This is a genomic window from Paenibacillus sp. FSL L8-0494, assembly GCF_038003695.1.
Taxonomy (GTDB): domain Bacteria; phylum Bacillota; class Bacilli; order Paenibacillales; family Paenibacillaceae; genus Paenibacillus_AQ; species Paenibacillus_AQ odorifer.
The window spans coordinates 2,341,448-2,359,842 of sequence record NZ_JBBOPQ010000001.1; the positions used below are offsets into that span (position 1 = coordinate 2,341,448).

15 protein-coding genes and 1 tRNA gene are annotated in these 18,395 nt (G+C 44.4%); 10 read left to right on the plus strand and 6 right to left on the minus strand.

The window, feature by feature from the left end; genetic code table 11:
• Nucleotides 1-82 precede the first annotated feature (82 nt).
• The gene (locus NYE35_RS10370) at nt 83-514 is read left to right on the plus strand and encodes a hypothetical protein (RefSeq protein WP_341120896.1); all 432 of its coding nucleotides are present in this window, start codon (nt 83-85) and stop codon (nt 512-514) included.
• Nucleotides 515-533: 19 nt separating this feature from the next.
• On the opposite strand, the gene NYE35_RS10375 is transcribed toward NYE35_RS10370, so the two are convergent.
• The gene (locus NYE35_RS10375; RefSeq protein ID WP_341120897.1) at nt 534-1,169 is read right to left on the minus strand and encodes a hypothetical protein; all 636 of its coding nucleotides are present in this window, start codon (nt 1,167-1,169) and stop codon (nt 534-536) included.
• 142 nt (nt 1,170-1,311) lie between these two features.
• On the opposite strand from NYE35_RS10375, the gene NYE35_RS10380 reads away from it, so the two are divergent.
• Complete coding sequence (locus NYE35_RS10380; protein ID WP_341120900.1) at nt 1,312-3,627, plus strand: endo-1,4-beta-xylanase; 2,316 nt, start codon at nt 1,312-1,314, stop codon at nt 3,625-3,627.
• A gap of 340 nt (nt 3,628-3,967) precedes the next feature.
• On the opposite strand, the gene NYE35_RS10385 is transcribed toward NYE35_RS10380, so the two are convergent.
• On the minus strand, nt 3,968-5,683 hold the full coding sequence (locus NYE35_RS10385) for an ABC transporter ATP-binding protein (RefSeq protein WP_036679350.1): 1,716 nt from the start codon (nt 5,681-5,683) through the stop codon (nt 3,968-3,970).
• Nucleotides 5,684-5,969: 286 nt separating this feature from the next.
• Between NYE35_RS10385 and NYE35_RS10390 the strand changes: the two genes are divergently transcribed.
• Entirely contained in the window at nt 5,970-7,148 is a 1,179-nt protein-coding gene (locus tag NYE35_RS10390) for a CynX/NimT family MFS transporter (protein ID WP_244886503.1), read from the plus strand.
• 91 nt (nt 7,149-7,239) lie between these two features.
• Here the strand turns inward: NYE35_RS10390 and NYE35_RS10395 are convergent, their stop codons facing one another.
• Nucleotides 7,240-8,001, minus strand: coding sequence for a methyltransferase domain-containing protein (locus NYE35_RS10395; RefSeq protein WP_076098472.1), 762 nt, complete (start codon nt 7,999-8,001; stop codon nt 7,240-7,242).
• Between the two features lie 238 nt (nt 8,002-8,239).
• On the opposite strand from NYE35_RS10395, the gene NYE35_RS10400 reads away from it, so the two are divergent.
• From NYE35_RS10400 to NYE35_RS10420, 5 genes are all read left to right on the plus strand, one after another.
• Nucleotides 8,240-8,323, plus strand: a tRNA-Leu gene (locus NYE35_RS10400).
• 787 nt (nt 8,324-9,110) lie between these two features.
• Nucleotides 9,111-9,440: a PadR family transcriptional regulator gene (locus NYE35_RS10405; RefSeq protein WP_036679357.1), complete on the plus strand. Its 330-nt coding sequence runs from the start codon at nt 9,111-9,113 to the stop codon at nt 9,438-9,440.
• Complete coding sequence (locus NYE35_RS10410) at nt 9,437-9,994, plus strand: DUF2812 domain-containing protein (RefSeq protein ID WP_076098471.1); 558 nt, start codon at nt 9,437-9,439, stop codon at nt 9,992-9,994. Before NYE35_RS10405 ends, NYE35_RS10410 begins: the two co-directional genes overlap by 4 nt.
• Before the next feature lie 205 nt (nt 9,995-10,199).
• Nucleotides 10,200-13,304, plus strand: coding sequence for a PAS domain S-box protein (locus tag NYE35_RS10415; protein WP_341120906.1), 3,105 nt, complete (start codon nt 10,200-10,202; stop codon nt 13,302-13,304).
• Nucleotides 13,305-13,390: 86 nt separating this feature from the next.
• Complete coding sequence (locus NYE35_RS10420; RefSeq protein WP_036679457.1) at nt 13,391-13,786, plus strand: NusG domain II-containing protein; 396 nt, start codon at nt 13,391-13,393, stop codon at nt 13,784-13,786.
• Here NYE35_RS10420 and NYE35_RS10425 read toward each other — a convergent pair.
• Genes NYE35_RS10425 through NYE35_RS10435 form a run of 3 tightly spaced genes read right to left on the minus strand, consistent with a single transcriptional unit; the run spans nt 13,779 to nt 16,719 of the window.
• Nucleotides 13,779-14,654: a TIGR03943 family putative permease subunit gene (locus tag NYE35_RS10425; RefSeq protein ID WP_339211747.1), complete on the minus strand. Its 876-nt coding sequence runs from the start codon at nt 14,652-14,654 to the stop codon at nt 13,779-13,781. The genes NYE35_RS10420 and NYE35_RS10425 overlap by 8 nt on opposite strands.
• 50 nt (nt 14,655-14,704) lie before the next feature.
• A complete protein-coding gene (locus tag NYE35_RS10430) occupies nt 14,705-15,715 on the minus strand; it encodes a permease (protein WP_370510616.1) in 1,011 nt (336 codons plus the stop codon).
• Entirely contained in the window at nt 15,691-16,719 is a 1,029-nt protein-coding gene (locus tag NYE35_RS10435) for a CobW family GTP-binding protein (protein WP_036679372.1), read from the minus strand. The genes NYE35_RS10430 and NYE35_RS10435 overlap by 25 nt, the downstream gene beginning before the upstream one ends.
• Before the next feature lie 203 nt (nt 16,720-16,922).
• Here NYE35_RS10435 and rpmG point away from each other — a divergent pair, with 203 nt between their 5' ends.
• Both rpmG and NYE35_RS10445 read left to right on the plus strand, forming a co-directional pair.
• Nucleotides 16,923-17,072 carry a 50S ribosomal protein L33 gene (gene rpmG, locus NYE35_RS10440; RefSeq protein ID WP_076098468.1) on the plus strand — a complete coding sequence of 50 codons (150 nt, stop codon included), beginning with the start codon at nt 16,923-16,925 and terminating at the stop codon, nt 17,070-17,072.
• Nucleotides 17,073-17,120: 48 nt separating this feature from the next.
• The gene (locus NYE35_RS10445) at nt 17,121-18,329 is read left to right on the plus strand and encodes a GTP-binding protein (protein ID WP_036679375.1); all 1,209 of its coding nucleotides are present in this window, start codon (nt 17,121-17,123) and stop codon (nt 18,327-18,329) included.
• Nucleotides 18,330-18,395: the final 66 nt, after the last annotated feature.

Below are 18,395 nucleotides of genomic sequence, written 5' to 3' on the forward strand. Positions count from 1 at the left end.
CTATGTTTTCGTTGTGAAATTATTGAAATTAGAATGTAACTTGTGAGAGGTGATAGATTGAGCTGAATCTAGAAGCACAAGGATGAAAGCAATCCTACAAGTTACCATTGTTATTTTCTTACATTTAATAATTATCTACCTTTTGGGAATGAAAACGGGGAAGTTGGAAGTAGAAGTAGTAAAACAAATGTTTATAATGTATGCAGCACCAATAATTCTTCTGAATGTGTCTTGCAAGATAGCTTTAAAGACGCAAAAGCTTAGGTACAACATTTCTTGGTTAGTTATTAGTATTGTTCCTAGCACGAGAATTCTATTTTATTTAAAAGAATTACAAGGAAAAGAGTCTAGGGGTTCAGGGGTTGTTGATTTAAGGCTTTTTGATATGAAGCCTGACTTTGATCAGATAAGTCTTATCTATTTTTTCCCTATAATATATTTAGGTATTCAACTAGTTTTGATTTTTTTACTATTGATCATGATAGTAACGAAAGAAAAATCAATAGCTGACTAGCATAATTTTCTTGTACGCACTAGGAATGCCGAAATGAACGGTAAAACTCCCGTACAATGCGCTGATCCAGCTGGAAGTGGCGAAATGAACGGTATAACTCCCGTACAATGAGCTGATCCAGCTGGAAGTGGCGAAATGAACGGTATAACTCCCGTACAATGAGCTGATCCAGCTGGAAATGCCGAAATGTACGGTATAACTCCCGTACAAAGTGCTGATCCAGCTGGAAACGCTGAAATGAACGGTAGAACTCCCGTACAAAGTGCTGATCCAGCTGGAAACGCCAAAATGAACGGTAGAATTCCCGTACAATGAGCTGATCCAGCTGGAAACGCCAAAATGAACGGTAGAATTCCCGTACAAAGTGCTGATCCAGCTGAAAGTGGCGAAATATACGGTAGAACTCCCGTATAATGAGCTGATCCAGCTGGAAGTGGCGAAATGAACGGTAGAAATCCCGTACATTCAGCCAGCATATTATGTAACCCAAGATACAACACCATAATGGTGTCGTCTCTTGGGTTTTTTCGACGCTAAACGGATCTGATAACGCAGATCCGTTCAGCTTAAGTAAAATAAGATCGAAAATAATTAATTTTAGTTCCATAAATGGAAACAAATGTGATATTATGGCGATATAGAGCCCATACTTCACGGATGACCTGCCTAGCTTGGTTCCTCCTGAGGATAGGCTCTGATTTTTTTATGAGGAAGGTGGTGTGGCCCGAGCGGTATCGGGGACAGGAAGAAACGAAGCAATAAGGTTCGAACCTAATTCAGAAGGGAGAATCGAAGCGATGAAAAAAGGAACTTTTTTGAAAGCGCTTAATTTTGTTTTGGTTTTATGTTTGCTTGTACCTGCGTATTGGGCTGCACCCGCACATGCGGAGAACACGCTTATTCAGCAAAGCGATTTTGAAGATGGTACTGTTCAGGGCTGGAGTGGACGTGGGGAAGTTGAGGTGCTTACGGCCAAAACAGATGCGGCACGCAGCGGCACATATGGCCTGGAGGTAAGCGGCCGAACAAAAACGTGGCATGGACCTTCACTGGATGTGACTAGCCAGCTAGAAGTGGGACAAACTTATGTGTTTATTGGATGGGTGAAGCTGCCGGCCGGATCATCTAACGCGAATATCTATATGTCATTGCAGCGGACATTACCTTCTACCATTCATTATGATAATTTGACCTTTGGTGCAGTGACAGCGAACGGTTGGGTGAAGCTTCAGGCGCAGTACAAGCTATTGGAGCCGGCAGATCAACTTTCTATTTATTTTGAAGTGCCGGGTAGCGCGACAACTTCTTTTTATTTGGATGATTTTCGATTGGAAAAGCTACCGGATCTCGGTCCAATTGTCATCGAGGATGCGATTCCTTCGCTGAAGGATGTGTTTGCAAACAAATTTCTGATCGGCTCGGCTTTTACGAATAGTGAGCTGCTGACAGCTCCGGATCGGCAATTGTTATCCAAGCATTTTGATAGTGTAACGCCAGGAAATGTTCTGAAATGGGACAGCACGGAGCCGCAGGAAGGTGTGTTTAATTTCGCTGACGCTGACACGGCAGTAGCTTTTGCTACCGCAAATGGGCAGCAGGTACGTGGACATACCCTGGTCTGGCATTCGCAGACACCGGATTGGGTGTTCCGTGACGCCAGTGGTAATTTGGTCTCCAAAACGGTGTTATATGAGCGGATGAAGAGTCATATTAAGACCGTTATGGAACGTTATAAAGGTGAAATCTATGCTTGGGATGTCGTCAACGAAGTGATTGACACTTCGCAATCTGATGGCATGCGCCGCAGCCTGTGGTACCAGATCGCGGGTGAAGAGTACATTGAGAAGGCGTTCCAGTTCGCTCATGAAGCTGATCCTAACGCAAAACTGTTCATCAATGACTACAATACGCATGAGCCAGCCAAAAGCCAAGCACTATACAATCTGATTGTACGACTTCAGGCTAAAGGGGTTCCTATTGACGGAGTAGGGCATCAAACGCACATCAGCTTGTATTATCCTTCGCTCTCTGAAATCGAAAATTCGATTATCAAGTTCAAGGCTTTAGGGCTGGAAACTCATATTACTGAGCTGGATATTAGTGTGTATTCTGATAATTCTCAAGCCTATGAGACCTTCCCTGATCATTTGAAGCAGCGCCAAGCGGCTTTATACAAATCATTATTTGAGATCTTCCTGAGGCACACGGATACGGTCACGAATGTCACTCTCTGGGGGAAGGATGACAGTAATACTTGGCTGCGCACCTATCCGGTAGCCCGTAACAATTGGCCTTTATTGTTCGATGAGCGCCTACAGTCCAAGCCAGCTTATTGGTCTGTATTGGAGACAGTGGCAGCTCCCGTAGTTCCAGCAGCTCCTGTTAACTTGAATGCAGCTGCAGGCAATGGGCTCGTGAATCTTAGCTGGAGCACCTCGGCGGGCGCAACTTCCTATACGGTGAAACGGTCACTTACGAGTGGTGGCCCTTATACCACTCTGACTACGGCTAACGGGACGAGCTATAGCGATGCGGCCGTTAGCAACGGAACGACTTATTATTATGTTGTGAATGCTGTCAATAGTGCGGGTACGAGCAGCAATTCTGTACAAGCGATGGCTACACCGCAAGGCTCGGGGCCTGTCGAACCGGTCACCGGGCTTGCAGTGGCGTATCGGACAGCGGATACTAACCCAAATGACAACCAGATGAAGCCCTATTTTAATATTAAAAATAACGGCACAACTGCAGTCGATCTTAGCGAGCTGAGCATCCGTTACTGGTATACGATCGATGGAGACAAGCCGCAATCCTTTTTCTGCGATTATGCCCAGATCGGCAACAGCAAGGTAGCAGGCAGTTTTGTAAAGCTGGACACGCCTCGAACGGGAGCAGATTACTACTTGGAAGTACAATTCAACGCAGGTGCGGGCATGCTTGCAGCTGGAGGTGCTTCCGGGGATATTCAGACCCGGATACACAAGACAGATTGGAGCAATTTTAACGAGGCCAATGATTATTCGTTTAATTCACTTCAGACCGCTTATGCGGATTGGAACAAGGTGACCCTTTATCGGAACGGAGTGCTGGTATGGGGAACAGAGCCGCAATAGCGAAAGTAGGGGAACTGAGCTTTAATTGTGCTGTTTTTAAATTTTTAGGCAAAACCTCCCTGAAAATAGCTGATTTATGCTGGTTACTTAGCTTTTCAGGGAAATCCTCCCTAAATATCGCCTGAATTCCACTATTATGAGCAAATTGGGGTGAATCTGCGGGAGGTTTTCCCTGATTGCAAGGATTAGAGCAATAAACCAAAGAAAATCAGGGAGGAATTCCTTAATCAAGCATCACGTTTGCTGCAAATAGAGGAGTTACGCGAAAAAGCAAGCCTAGTCGCCAAAAACATGGTGACTAGGCTTGCTTCATTTTTGCCCAGCTGTGGCAAATTACTTTTTAAAAGTTATATTGCGCCTGATGCAGACGGCTGTAAATTCCACCAGCATGGACTAATTCCTCATGTCTGCCTTGTTCAGCGATTCCTTCTTCATTCACGACCATAATCCGGTCGGCATTTTTGATCGTCGTCAAACGGTGAGCGATGACGAGTGTGGTTCTGCCTACGGACAGATCAGCCAGGGATTGCTGAATCGCGGCTTCGGTCTCTGTGTCCAGCGCGGAAGTAGCTTCATCCAGAATCAGAATCGGCGGATTCTTGAGGAACATGCGAGCGATAGCCAGGCGCTGCTTTTGTCCACCGGACAATTTCACACCGCGCTCCCCGATGACTGTCTCCATTCCATCTGGCAGATTCTGAATGAGCTCCTCCAGATGAGCACGTCGCGCAGCTTCCCAGATTTCAGGCAGCTTTGCATCCAGTTTCCCATAGGCGATATTCTCGCGAATTGTCCCGGAGAACAGGAAAACATCCTGCTGCACGATCCCGATTTGTTTGCGCAGCGATTCCAGCTTCATGTCACGGATATCGATGCCATCAATCGTGATGGCCCCGGCTGTGACATCATAGAAGCGCGGAAGCAGGCTGCAGATTGTTGTTTTGCCTGCGCCGGACGGCCCAACAAAGGCAATGGTTTCGCCAGCCTTTACGTTAAGGCTTATATTTTGCAGAACCGGACGATTCTCTTCGTATCCAAAAGATACATCCTGGAATGTAATGTCACCGCGCAAAGCGTTGATCTCCACGGCATCCGGTTTGTCACTGATGTCAGGTTCCGTGTCAATGATCTCCAGATAACGTCTGAAACCGGCAATTCCTTTAGGATAACTTTCGATCACTGCATTGATTTTCTCGATAGGGCGGAAGAAGATATTCGACAACAAGATAAACGCCACAAATTCACCGATTTGCAGCTCGCCATTGATGAAGAACCATGCGCCGCAGATCATCACCAGGATGGTAATGAGGCGGGTCATCATATAGCTGACGGACAAGCTTCTAGCCATGATTTTATAAGCCAGAAGTTTTGTTTTGCGGAACATTTGATTATCTACTGCGAATAGTTCTTGTTCATGCTGCTCATTGGCAAAAGATTGCACGACCCGAATCCCACCGACATTGTCTTCGATACGGGCATTGAAACTGCCTACATTTCCAAATAGCTGACGATAAGTGGAAGTCATATTGCGCCCGAAGTAGATGATTACCCAAGCCATAATTGGAACGATAATAAAAGTAATGATCGCCAGCTTCAGATTAATATCAGCCATTAGGAGAAAGGCTCCGACAAGGGTCATGATTGCAATAAATACATCCTCAGGACCGTGATGCGCAACTTCGCCGATATCATTTAAGTCATTGGTGATTCGTCCGATTAGATGGCCTGTTTTATTATTATCAAAGAATCGGAACGAGAGTTTCTGAATATGGTCAAACATTTTTTTGCGCATATCAGTTTCGATATTTATGCCCAGCATGTGACCCCAGTAGGTGACAATATACTGCATCACCGTATTTAAGGCGTAGATCGCCAGCAGCGCAACACAAGCGATAAGAATAAGCGGCCAATCTTGACCAGGAAGCAAATCATCAATAAATTTATTGACGGCTACCGGAAAAGCCAGTTCTAGCAGTCCCGCAAAAACAGCGCAGGAGAAATCCAATATAAATAGTTTTCTATACGGACGATAGTAGGAAAAAAACCTTCGAAGCATTCTGTTCACTCTTTTCTGTGGTTTAAATATGAGTTCAAATGAAATTGATTCTCAACTACCCGATGATATGGATACTAAAGATGGCCAGCGGTTTTGTCAATAATTCGGGTATAAAATTACTTAAGGGTTGTAACTTCTAATAGAATAGTAGATGATGGTTCATAGTGTTTAAAATATTTCAAATCCTTGACAAGCTTTCTGCTTGGCGGGGTTATTTGTTTGTAATTTAGGAGGATACACGATGAAAGCATCACAACGCGAAGGACAGATTCAGAATAATAGCTTAATGGATAGCAAATATGATCGCTGGCTGCTTGTGCTGGGAATTATTTTTATCGCTGCAGCGCTGCGGGCTCCATTTACTTCTGTGGGTCCATTAATACAATTGATTCAGGATGACCTCGGCTTATCCAATACTCTAGCAGGAGCTATTACTACTTTACCATTATTAGCTTTTGCCATCTTGTCCCCGTTTGCTCCAAAGCTGGCCCGCCGTTTTGGTTTGGCTAATGTGTTATTAGTTGCCATGGTCATGCTTGCTATGGGAATTCTAATTCGCTCGGGATCTGGAGCAGGTCTGTTGTTCACAGGTACTGCTATACTTGGATTATCTATTGCCGTGTGTAATGTACTGCTTCCAGGTCTTATTAAGGGGAAGTTTCCTCACAAAATCGGGCTAATGACAGGTATCTACACGGTTTCTATGAATTTATGCGCAGCTATTGCCTCAGGAATTAGTGTACCGCTGGCAACGAATGCTGGATTCGGTTGGAGAGGGACCTTGGCCATCTGGTTTATGATCGCAGCTCTAGCAACAGTGTTCTGGATTCCGCAAATGCGTAAGCTTAATCAAGGAACCGGCTCTAAGAGTGCAGCCTCAAGCAAAAATATGTGGCGTTCATCTCTTGCTTGGAAAGTCACGATCTTTATGGGCTTACAGTCACTGCTTTATTACGTCTTTATTGCCTGGTTTTCGGTTCTCCTTGGTGAACGGGGAATGTCGTCGAGTAATGCGGGTTGGTTTCTCTCGCTCATGCAATTGGCACAGCTACCCTTTACTTTCTTCGTACCGCTGTGGGCAGGCCGGATGAAGAACCAACGTATTCTAGTTATAATCACTGCTGTTCTTTATTTCATCGCATTAGGTGGCATCTGGCAAGGCAGCGGCGCTTTAATGGCTGTCTGGGCGATATGCTTTGGTATTGCCGGAGGATTTGCCTTCGGTCTTGCGATGATGTTCTTCAGTCTAAGAACAAGAAGTACGCAAGAAGCGGCGGAGCTGTCAGGAATGGCCCAATCTGTGGGTTATGTACTGGCAGCAATGGGACCGGCATTATTCGGCTGGCTGCATGATGTAACGAACAGCTGGACGGTGCCATTGATTTTACTGCTGGGTGCAAGTGTGCTGTTGATGGTTGTCGGACTTGGTGCTGGCAGTGATCGGTACGTTGGAGATAGAAAATAGGATCCCGTGTAAAAAGAGTGTACTAACGCGTACTAAGCGCCAGTGCACTCTTTTTTTGATTATTGAACATGGGCAGTAATTCTCATCTATATTAGCTTCGTTTGTAAGCAACAACCCGGATTCTGCGATAGTCCATTACCCAGCGGCCGTCCTGATATAGCGTGGGTTTCAGTTTCTGTTCCATAGAAGAGAGAACTTCTGCGCGTTCAATGGGTGTGAGCACACTTAAGATTCCATCGGCAAAAGTATTCAACCACCGCTGAAATCCTTGCTCCAAGCCTTCCAGTGGTGTTGGTCGGTCAAAACAAAGAGCGAGGTCCACGGTCAGTCCGTGCTTCTTTAGTAGAGTTGCGTACTCGCCAATGCTGGGGAAGTACCAGGGCAAATGCAGCTTATGACTACAGCCAATGGCTGCAAAAGCTTGTGGAAGTGTAGCGACGATGGAAGCAATATTGCCCAGTCCACCGAACTCGGCCACGAAACGGCCGCCTACCCGCAAGCTGGCAACGATGGACGCCGCCGCTCCGTTTGCGTCTGTTAGCCAGTGAAGGGCAGCGTTGCTGAACACAGCATCGACTGGCTGTTCCGCGACATAAGTTTGCCCATCAGCTAAGACAAAGCTTAGATGGGGATGTTTGTCACGGGCTGTCTGAATCATTTCGGCAGAGGCATCAATACCTGTCACAGTGGCGCCTCTAGCAGCAATGGCTGCCGCCAAATCTCCGGTTCCACAGCCCCAATCGATAATCTGTTCGCCAGGCTGTGGGCGAAGCAGCTCAATCAAAGACTCTCCAAACTGAGACACAAAGGCCATATCAGTATCATAGGTTTGGGTATTCCACTGCTGGTTCATAAGTATTCATCCTTTCTATTGATAGATTATTCAGACATCTCCGTCATAACGCCATACTTTATCTATGTTGTACCATATGAGATCTTATAATAGAAATATATAAACTGAATAATATTGATTGGTTGTGCCTATGAGGTCTATATATAGCCCAATTCAATAATACAAAAACCTTGCGTTTTATATGCAAAGGGAGTATAGTATTATGTACAGGCGGTTTTGGTCGCCAGTTACATAATACGCGGTCATGGCGGAATTGGCAGACGCGCTGGCTTCAGGTGCCAGTGGTAGCAATATCGTGGAGGTTCGAGTCCTCTTGACCGCATCATAGCTTAATAGAAAGCCCCTAAATTCGCTCCTATGGTGATTTGGGGGCTTTTTTATTTGCAATTATCATATAGCTAAATTAGCAATTATGTAGCTGAGCAGCAGTCATGTAGATCAATAGCATCCAACTGATGAATCTCAGCGTTCTCAAACAAATTAACGAAACTATCTCTAAATACAGTCACCGCCAGAGCGCATGGTGTTCTTTAGGTCCATAAACGGAACCTAGGTGAACGGTGTTAAACTAACGGACCGTATGGTCGTTATTATTGATATTTGGCACATTTTACAGGGGTTTCGGACTGCATAGCTCTTATTGCTAAGGAATCGTGTGAAAAGCGAGTGTTTGGAGACGAATACTGCATCTGAGTCCGAATGTAAGCTGAAACTCGCTATTTTTCAGAAATAGCGGCATCTCAGTCTCATACATCATAATGAGGAAGGAATAGTTGGCACGGTGGGAGTATCTAGCTGCTGAGTAGCGGTCATCCAGATGAGCGGCAGTCAAGTAGATGAATCAGTCTTGCATGCAAATAAATTAGTTTTCGTGCAAATAAACAGCGTCCATCTAATCAGCAGCATTCATGCGGAGACCATCCATCCGTCAAATAGCATCGCCCCAAAATCCGTCCTTAGCTAAGTGCTGGGCGGTTTTTTTGTTGCGCTCATAATCGCTGCGATTGAAAAAAATGGGTGTTTTTGTATTGACAATTATATCGGCTTCCGTAATAATGGTATTACGGAAGCCGATATATCGACAACAGTAATAGATTGGAGATGAAATGATGCCTGAAAGCACTGAAAGAGGCGCATTAACTGAAGCTGTATTTTATATCTTATTGTCTCTATATACAGCAATGCACGGATACGCAATTATGCAGAATGTGAAGGACTTAAGTAACGGTCGGGTTGATCTGGGCGCGGGCACTTTATACGGAGCACTTAACACTTTACTGGAAAAAGGCTGGATAAAAGCAGTGGAAGGGGAGCAAGGTTCCCGTCGAAAAGAATACGAAATTACCGACTTAGGAAAGTCAGTGATTCAGGGAGAGATTATCCGTCTGGAAGAATTGATAGCGAATGGGAAGAGAATAGCTGGAGGTGAGTCCAAATGAAACATGTGGTTCGCAAGCTGATTTGGGATTATGAGAAGGAAGAAAAGTGGCTTAATGAAATGTCTGCGAAGGGGATGGCTCTATCAGAATTATCTTGGTGCAAATATGTGTTTACAGAGACCCCCAATAATGAGTACACGTATAGAATTGAGCTTTTAGATAACATGCCTGATCATCCGGATAGCATCAAATATCTCAAGTTTTTAGAGGAAAACGGTATAGATTGTGTTAGCACTTACATGCGCTGGGTTTATCTTAGAAAGAAGTCAGTAGAAGGTCCGTTTGATATTTACACAGATCTGGAATCCAGAATAAAACACTATAAGCGAATCAACAGGTTATGGAAATCTGTAATGTGGCTAGAGTTGATTTTAGGTCTATTTAATGTGATGATTGGTGTAATAAATTATTCTTTTTCATCACAGAATCTCAGTATGGTAAACGTAATAATGGGCGGAATGTTGATTTTGTTAGGTCTTGTTTTTTTAATTATTGGTGCACCTATCCGTAAGAAAATTAAGAAGCTTCAGCTGGAAAATTTGATAATAGAATAGGACTTTAGAGTTGTAACATGCACACACGGCAAGTTTCCTTTTCAAAGGGAGACTTGCTGTTTATTTTTGCGCAGTTTTACTGCGAAATTTACCAGTCTATCATTTAGGACTCAACTATCAAGCTTATTTACCGAAAAAAAGGTATACTGAAATTATTACAAGTTTGTTAATATAGTCCCCCATTTTCAAAAGAGGAGGCTTACAGGTGTCTGATTTTCTTTTTAAGCAGCTATACTTACGGTCTTCTATCGGGATTGCGGTAGTCTCTCCGAAGGATGGGACGTTATTACAATCGAATCCTGCGCTATGCCAAATGTTTGGTTATGCAGAAGAAGATCTTTTGAATATAAATTATCTGGATCTTGTGTATCCGGAAGATAAAACTAATAACGATCATTCCGTTATCCTGAACGATCTGCTAGCTGAGCCTGGGACTGCATTGGAGAAAGAACGGCGGTTTTTGCGTAAGGATGGCGAAATCATCTGGGTAGCCCAACATATATTTTTAATCTATCAGGAGAATTCCAGTGAACCCTATGTCCTGATTTCTGAGTTAACGGATATCACTGACCGAAAACTTGCTGAACAGAAGATTCAGGAAGATGAGCATTTATATAATTTGATCACGCAAAATACACCGGATATGATTTCTTTTGGCGATCCTGACGGAACACTGCACTACGTATCTCCCTCAGTGGAGCTGCTGTTAGGTTATTCTGCACAAGAAATGATAGGTACCAAAAGACCCGAGTATTATCACGTAGATGATGCTCTTGAGATGATTGAACAAGGCAAGCTATATTCGGATACGGACGTATTTACTCGTAGAGCCCGTCATAAAGATGGACATTATTTGTGGATCGAGAGTTCTTCCCAAGTGGTACGTGATGAGCAGGGGAACATTAAACAGATATTAACCATTGGTCGCGATATTACTCAGCGCAAGAAATACGAGGATATGCTGGCTAAAGCTCAACACCTTGCGAAGATGGGATCCTGGGAATGGGATATGACAAAATCACGGCTGACGGTTTCCAGAGAGATGCGTAATATTTTTGGCTTTTTGGAAGATGAGAGCAATCATTCTTATTTTGATTACAGACGTGTTTTTGCTTGCATTGATCCTGACGATTTCATCAGACTTGAACAGTTAGTACATCAATCCATGGAGAATGGGACTAATGGCGAAGCAACGGTCCGTATTCATAGTGCGGATGGAGAGCTGAAGTTTCTGGATGTGCACTGGGAAGTGATTACAGATGAAGAAGGAAGACTGCTGCAGATCAGCGGGATAGCCCAGAATGTGACCGAACGTCAACGAATGGAAGAACAACTGCGGGAAAGTGAGCAGAACTATCGTCTGATCTCAGAAAATTCTATGGACTTCATTTCACGTAATGCAGCGGACGGGAGCTTTACCTATCTGTATGCCTCACCCATCTGCCAGACTATGTTTGGCTATGCACCAGAAGAAATGTGCGGAACTAGAGGGATTGATTACATACATCCGGAGGACAGAATCAAATTAACTTCATATCTCAGTAATTGTATGGAAGGGAAGAAGCTTGAGCCTGTTATTCTCCGGTTTTTTTGCAAAGACGGAACCTTTATTTGGACAGAAACGACACTGCGGTATATTTACTCTGAGACCTGCGGGAATCAGGAGCTTGTCTGTGTAACCCGCGACATTGGGGAACGTACGCGTCATTTTGAAGAAATACAGAAATTAAGTAACGAGTATGCGCTGATCTTGAATTCGGTCTCTGAAGGCATATTTGGGATGAACCTTGAAGGCAACACGATGTTCATTAATCCAGCAGCCATTACTATGTTGGGATTCGATCCTACTGAGTGGGGAAACAGCAAATTTCATGCGATTCACCAAACCTGGCTGGATAACGAGTCTTTTACAGGAATTCAGAAGACGCTGCTTCCTTCACGCTCCAGTAATCTCACTATTGAAGATAGGGAGGGTGTGTTTTGGAGGCAGGATGGTTCAAGCTTTTTAGTCAGATATCGAATGACCCCACTGTTTGATGGTGATGAACGGATTGGGGCGGTTGTCGTCTTTCGAGACATTACGGAGGAGAAGGAGATTGTGCGGGCGAAGGAGTCTGCCGAGGAAGCGGACCGGGCAAAATCGGAGTTCCTAGCGATCATGAGCCATGAGCTGCGCACGCCTATGAACGGCATTATTGGGATGGCTGATCTTTTATCTGGGACGGAGCTGGATGAAGAGCAAAGCTACTACACACAGATCATTAACAAAAGCGGTGAGGCATTGCTTCACATTCTGAATGAAGTGCTGGATTTCAGCAAAATTGAAGCAGGCATGATGACGCTTGAACTGCAAATGGTGGATTTGCATGAAGTGATACAGAACGTTTGTGAACTGTTTTATCCGAAGGTTAAGGAGAAAGGACTTTTACTTACTAGCGAGTTATCTCCTGAGCTTCCAGCCGTCATCATGACTGATGGGGCGAGATTGCGTCAAATTCTCGTAAATCTGGTTGGGAACGCAGTGAAATTTACGGAGACAGGTGAAATCAGTATCTCTGTTATGTTAGAAGCTTCAGAGGCATCCGGAAATCTTATCGTGAAATTTATCGTAAAAGATACAGGATTGGGGATTCCAGTTTCCAGCCAAGGTTTATTATTTCAATCCTTCTCGCAATTGCATCCGTCGATCAATCGTAAATATGGTGGAACTGGGCTTGGACTTGCCATAAGTAAAAAGCTGGCCGAGCTTCTTGGCGGATCTATCGGTGTCAATAGCTGTGAGGATGAAGGCTCGGAGTTTTATTTTACAGTGGAGGTCTCTCTACCCAAAGAGGAATGGGATCAGAAAGTGACCGTCAACGCCTCAACAGATGTGGTCAGAAATGATAAATCTGCTGTTAAAGAGTTAACTACCGGTGAGTATGGACCGATGTCCATTCTTATTGCTGAAGATCATCCTGTGAATCAGCAGCTTATGCAGGCTTATCTGAAAAAGAGGGGATATGTTCCTGACATCGCTTTAAATGGTGAGGAAGCGGTTCGGGCTGTGCTTTCCAATCATTATGATCTGGTATTTATGGATATTCAGATGCCTATTATGGATGGAATTGAAGCAACGGGAATCATACGTGAGAAGCTTGGGCTGACTCCAATTATCATTGCGGCTACAGCTTTTGCAAGAGATGAAGATAAGATGATGTGTCTTAGTGCTGGAATGCAGGATTTCATTTCTAAACCCATCTCGATAAAAGAGCTCGACCGGGTATTAAGAGAATGGTCTGCCCAAATTCGTTTAGGTGAGCATCATTGACAAATAGGGTTATGATTAATATATTGATATTAATCGTAATCATTACGTATATTATTTGTCATGAAAGGACTCTTACCTTGTTAACAATGAAGCGCGGGGATATTTTAATTATTGTGATAGCCTTGTTAGCTGCGGGCTTGATTTATGGCATGAAGTGGTGGGACAGCAGCAATGAGCAGTATCAGCAAGGGGATTTGAAAGCTATAATTACGGTGGATGGTAAAGAGTACAAAACCGTTTCTTTGACTAAAGAAGAACAAATTATAGATATTCAAACGAAATTCGGCCACAATACACTAAAGGTGTTTGATTATGGAATCCAAATGACCTATTCTGATGCTCCCTTGAGAATCGCTTTAGAAATGGGGTTCATCTCAAGACCCAAACAGCAAATTATCTGTATTCCAGCTCGTATTATGGTAGAAGTATTTAATCCTAATAAGTCTGAGAATGATGAGGATGAGCTAGATGCGATTATTTAGTAATCTTAGTTGAACCTTCTAACTCTTTCCATGCGGTGATAGAGTCAGGACTGGTGTAAATGTAAGGTGTTGCGGGTTGTTTGATAGGTGTAATAGACTCAGCACTAATTTGCATAATTTCTTGACCTTTATAGGAAACAACTTGAAGTTTGCCCCGGACCTCTATCCAGGTATCGGTAGGCAGGCTTTTTAGTTTGCCGGAATCCACTAATATCCCAAAGGGTGTAGCATCGGCAGTGCAGCATTGGACCAGAAATCTACCTATGGCAAAAGAATTCTCTGAATGTTCACCTTGATCACGATATAAAAAGCCGGAAATAGTAATTTCTTTGCCTGCAAATTGTTGTTTGTACATCTCAAGGGCACCTAAGGTTTCGGAGAAAATCGCTGAATAAACTGGGACCACAGGTTGTGCATAAAGGATCTTGGCCAGCTCGGTAAGCTCCTCATGGTAAGGATCAATGGACTCGAATCTCGCGGAATTTTTAGCTTCAGTGGGCAAGGAGGATAGGGAGATTCCTTTTTTAGCAGCGGCCATACTTCCCAAAGCGCGATCCGGAAGGAGAAATCCGAGCAGCAGTGGAAAAAGGAATAATCCATATAGCGCTGTACTTTTGAAAAAAGAATGTGGAAGCCGATGCTCGCAGTCACAGAGAACACTACCCTTGCCAAATAAAGCCTGTACGGCCAGACTGAGCGCCATAAGTGTCAGCGGGATTGGACATAATTGAACCCAGCGTGCCAGCTTGGGCGCTACATAATAATGCAAAGCGTCCTGCTGTACCAGATGCCCGATATAGAGGGCGAAAGCGAGCAGAATGACCGCCCTTAACAAATAGTGAAACCGGATGCTTCGAGAGTCATTCATGCTCTATCCTCCTACCCATGTTGTAAGCAACAGCTTACCACCTCTATGAATTACAGCCACAAGGACATGAATACCGCCCCAATAAACACGCTTGCGAAGATCAGAAAGAACAAATAAAGAGCGAATTTGGTCTTAAACAGTGAGAGCAACATCAATGAATTTTTGAAATCCAGCATCGGTCCGAATACCATAAAAGCGAGCAGAGCACCAGATGGAAAAGAATGTACGAAGGTGGAAGCTACAAAGGCATCTGAGGTGGAACAAAGTGAGAGCACAAATGCCAGTCCCATCATGAAAAAATATGAACCCAGCGGCTTAGCTCCGATCGCAGCCAGACTGTCTTGAACCATAAATGTCTGAATGCCAGCGGTTAATAAGCAACCGATAATTAAATATTTTCCCATCTCAAAAAACTCATCTGAGGTATGGACGAAGACAGCGGCTATTTTTCCCCCACGAGAATTATTGTGATGAGCTTCCCCCGTTTCACGCTGAACATTTAGGCGGATGGAAGATTTTTTAACCGTTGCGTAGATTATCAAACCTATTAGACAGGCTACAACAAAAGCCAGACCCATACGGGCATAGGCCAGCTCCGAGTGGCTGCGAAATGCTGTCATGGTCGCCCCATAGACGACAGGATTTAGGATCGGTCCGGACAAAATAAACACGATAGCCACGTAAACAGGCATACCTTTATGGATAAGTCGGCGGACGAGCGGGATCATTCCACATTCGCAGACCGGAAAAATAATTCCGAGCAGACATGCGAACAGAATGGCCGGAAGAGGTCGCCGCGGAATCCACCGGGAAATCATTTCATCCGGGATAAAGACGCGAAGCAGTGAAGATAACAATGCTCCTGCTAATACAAACGGCAAGGCTTCCAGCAATATGCCGATAAAAGCGGTTTTGAAGGTGTCGATGTATGCATTATCCAGCAGTTCCAGATGATTCGGCAGCCATACAAAGCCAATGATAATCAGGAACGAGATCGGGAGGAGCAACGGCAGTATTTTTAATGGTGAAAAGGTAGTCAAAACTCGAATAAGGCGGACCACCGATCTGCCAGCTGTTCTTCATCTATATTCATCCCGATGAACACCACATAAGGCATACCAGGATAACGAGAGGCTTCCCAGGTAGTACGCATCCCCGCATATTGAACAAGCTGAACCGGCTCCTGTTCGGACAAAAGAATATGCCCCTTGGCACGTAATAGATTGTCACCCCATTCTTGGAAGAAGGCCTCTAGGCGTTCTTTAGAAGGCATAGTTGTCCTTACCTGCGGAATGGTTAACGTGATGGCTGTTACCTGCGAGAAAGAAGCGTGCTGCTCCTCATGCAGCTCTTTTACAGCGGTTCCCCCATGCTCTGAATGCATTTGTTTCAGTGATGCTCCTTTGAAGGTTTGAGGCGCTCGCTGTGGAGCCGGAGCTATAATTTTACGTGGGATTATTCCTGACAATATCGGAGACAGGTTGATTTCACTGTAATGGGTGTATACAATTTCAGCCTCCGTATTTTGTTTACGAACTCCCTTTTCAATTCTCCATAAGGTTTCCGGCTCTACAAGATCGCTTTTATTAACGACAATAAGATCAGCTGTGGAGAGCTGCTTACGCAGGGTCCGAACGAGCTGTTTGTCAGAGGAGAGTCTGCTGTTATATTCCAGAGCATTTTCCGCATCTAACAGAGTGATGGTATAGTGCAGCTCCACCAGATCCTGTAGAGGGGTTTCCTGTAACGTTTTGGCGATTTCTTCAGGATCGGCGACGCCGGTCAACTCCATGTAAATGGCATCTGGACGTCCTCTCAGCAGCACCATCAGGCTATCTGCCAAATCCTCTTTACGGCTACAACATACGCATCCGTCCAGCAGTTTAGTTACAGCTGTACCGGTATGCTCCTGCAGAATATACCCGTCCACATCCCGTTTGCCCAGTTCATTCATTACTACTCCTGGATTCAGCCCTCTTACCTTGCTTTCTTTCAGCAGGGACAACAGCAGAGTTGTCTTCCCGCTCCCCAGAAACCCGCTCAAAATAATTACTGGTATCTTCATGATCTCCACTCCTGCCTGATTCTCTAGGAATTACAAGAATCATATTTTTTATAATTCCATCTATACGTAATTTGTCCACCAGAAAGACCACAAAATTAAGAGAGTTGAAATTTTTACAAGATCATAGTTGACAGATTGTGAATAAACCGTGTACGATGTGTTAATCGTAATTATTACGATTTAACCAAAAGGAGATGGAAACGATGAGAGTAATCATTACTTTGGCATGTACGGAGACAGGAGATCGCAACTATACCACTACCAAGAATAAGCGAAATCATCCAGGGCGTATGGAAATGAAAAAATATTGTCCACGCCTAAAGAGAGTAACCTTACATCGCGAAACCCGTTAAGGGCGGAGGCTTTTAATCTTGATTTTATAAACGATAGGAGTGATATAGATGAAAAAGCTCCCTGTTACCGTGCTCAGTGGATATTTGGGCTCTGGGAAAACAACGCTGCTGAATCATATTCTGCACAACCGTGACGGGCTTAAAGTAGCTGTTATTGTAAATGACATGAGTGAAGTCAATGTGGATGCGAATCTGGTGAAGTCCGGAAATACGCTTTCTAGAACAGAAGAGAAATTAGTTGAGATGTCTAATGGTTGCATCTGTTGTACGCTTCGTGATGATTTGATTGTCGAAGTACAAAAGCTGGCTGCGGAAGGGCGATTTGATTACATCCTGATTGAATCCTCAGGCATTAGCGAACCTGTACCAGTGGCACAGACCTTTACCTATGCCAATCCCGAGTTGGATATTGATTTGACTTCGCTTGCTCAATTAGACACGATGGTGACTGTTGTGGATGCTGGGCGTTTCTGGCATGACTTCTCTTCTGGTGATAGTCTGATGGACCGCAACCAAACGGCTGGCGAAGGAGATTTCCGCGATATTGTGGATCTGCTTATTGATCAGATCGAAACTTGTGATGTCTTGCTGCTTAATAAGTGTGATCTGTTGAAAGAAGATGAACTCAACAAGCTTGAAGCTGTGCTCCGTAAGCTTCAACCGTCTGCCAAGCTGATCCGCACGATTAACGGCGTAGTAGATCCGAAGGAAATTCTGAATACCGGATTGTTTGATTTTGAGAAAACAAGCTTATCCTCTGGTTGGATCGCGGAGCTGAATAAAGAGACCCATACCCCTGAAACGGAGGAATACGGAATTTCTTCTTTTGTTTATCGCCGGAGAACACCTTTCCACCCGCAAAGATTAAGTTTTTTCTTTAGCAACTGGCCGGAAGAGGTCGTTCGGGCAAAAGGTGTGGCATGGGTAGCTGCAAAAGGTGATCTTGCAGCTACTATAAGTCAGGCAGGACCTTCCATTCAGTTCGGACCTGCTGGCTACTGGTTGGCTACAATGCCTAAGGATCAGCAGCTGGAGGTACTGGAAAGCGAACCTGAGCTGCAGGCGAAATGGGACGAGCAGTGGGGCGATAGAATAAATGAAATCGTATTTATCGGTGTAAATATAGATCAGGCACAACTCGAAGCCAGATTGGACAGATGTTTGCTGACGGTGGAGGAGCTGAAGCAGGATTGGACAAAGTTCAACAATCCACTTCCGTGGCCTGTTGAAGAACTCCTTGCGGCTGCTGAGGAATAGATACTTAGTAAATTAGCGATGGAAATCCGGAATCCAGAAGGTGGGATTCCGGATTTTTGCTGTATG

Excerpts from the sequence above, each read along its gene's own strand:
- NYE35_RS10405 (WP_036679357.1), top strand. The coding sequence starts at position 9,111 with ATGCCTGAAAGCACTGAAAGAGGCGCATTAACTGAAGCTGTATTTTAT.
- NYE35_RS10380 (WP_341120900.1), top strand. The coding sequence starts at position 1,312 with ATGAAAAAAGGAACTTTTTTGAAAGCGCTTAATTTTGTTTTGGTTTTA.
- NYE35_RS10395 (WP_076098472.1), bottom strand. The coding sequence starts at position 8,001 with ATGAACCAGCAGTGGAATACCCAAACCTATGATACTGATATGGCCTTT.
- NYE35_RS10370 (WP_341120896.1), top strand. The coding sequence starts at position 83 with ATGAAAGCAATCCTACAAGTTACCATTGTTATTTTCTTACATTTAATA.
- NYE35_RS10390 (WP_244886503.1), top strand. The coding sequence starts at position 5,970 with ATGGATAGCAAATATGATCGCTGGCTGCTTGTGCTGGGAATTATTTTT.
- NYE35_RS10385 (WP_036679350.1), bottom strand. The coding sequence starts at position 5,683 with ATGCTTCGAAGGTTTTTTTCCTACTATCGTCCGTATAGAAAACTATTT.
- NYE35_RS10420 (WP_036679457.1), top strand. The coding sequence starts at position 13,391 with ATGAAGCGCGGGGATATTTTAATTATTGTGATAGCCTTGTTAGCTGCG.
- NYE35_RS10445 (WP_036679375.1), top strand. The coding sequence starts at position 17,121 with ATGAAAAAGCTCCCTGTTACCGTGCTCAGTGGATATTTGGGCTCTGGG.
- NYE35_RS10435 (WP_036679372.1), bottom strand. The coding sequence starts at position 16,719 with ATGAAGATACCAGTAATTATTTTGAGCGGGTTTCTGGGGAGCGGGAAG.
- rpmG (WP_076098468.1), top strand. The coding sequence starts at position 16,923 with ATGAGAGTAATCATTACTTTGGCATGTACGGAGACAGGAGATCGCAAC.
- NYE35_RS10410 (WP_076098471.1), top strand. The coding sequence starts at position 9,437 with ATGAAACATGTGGTTCGCAAGCTGATTTGGGATTATGAGAAGGAAGAA.
- NYE35_RS10425 (WP_339211747.1), bottom strand. The coding sequence starts at position 14,654 with ATGAATGACTCTCGAAGCATCCGGTTTCACTATTTGTTAAGGGCGGTC.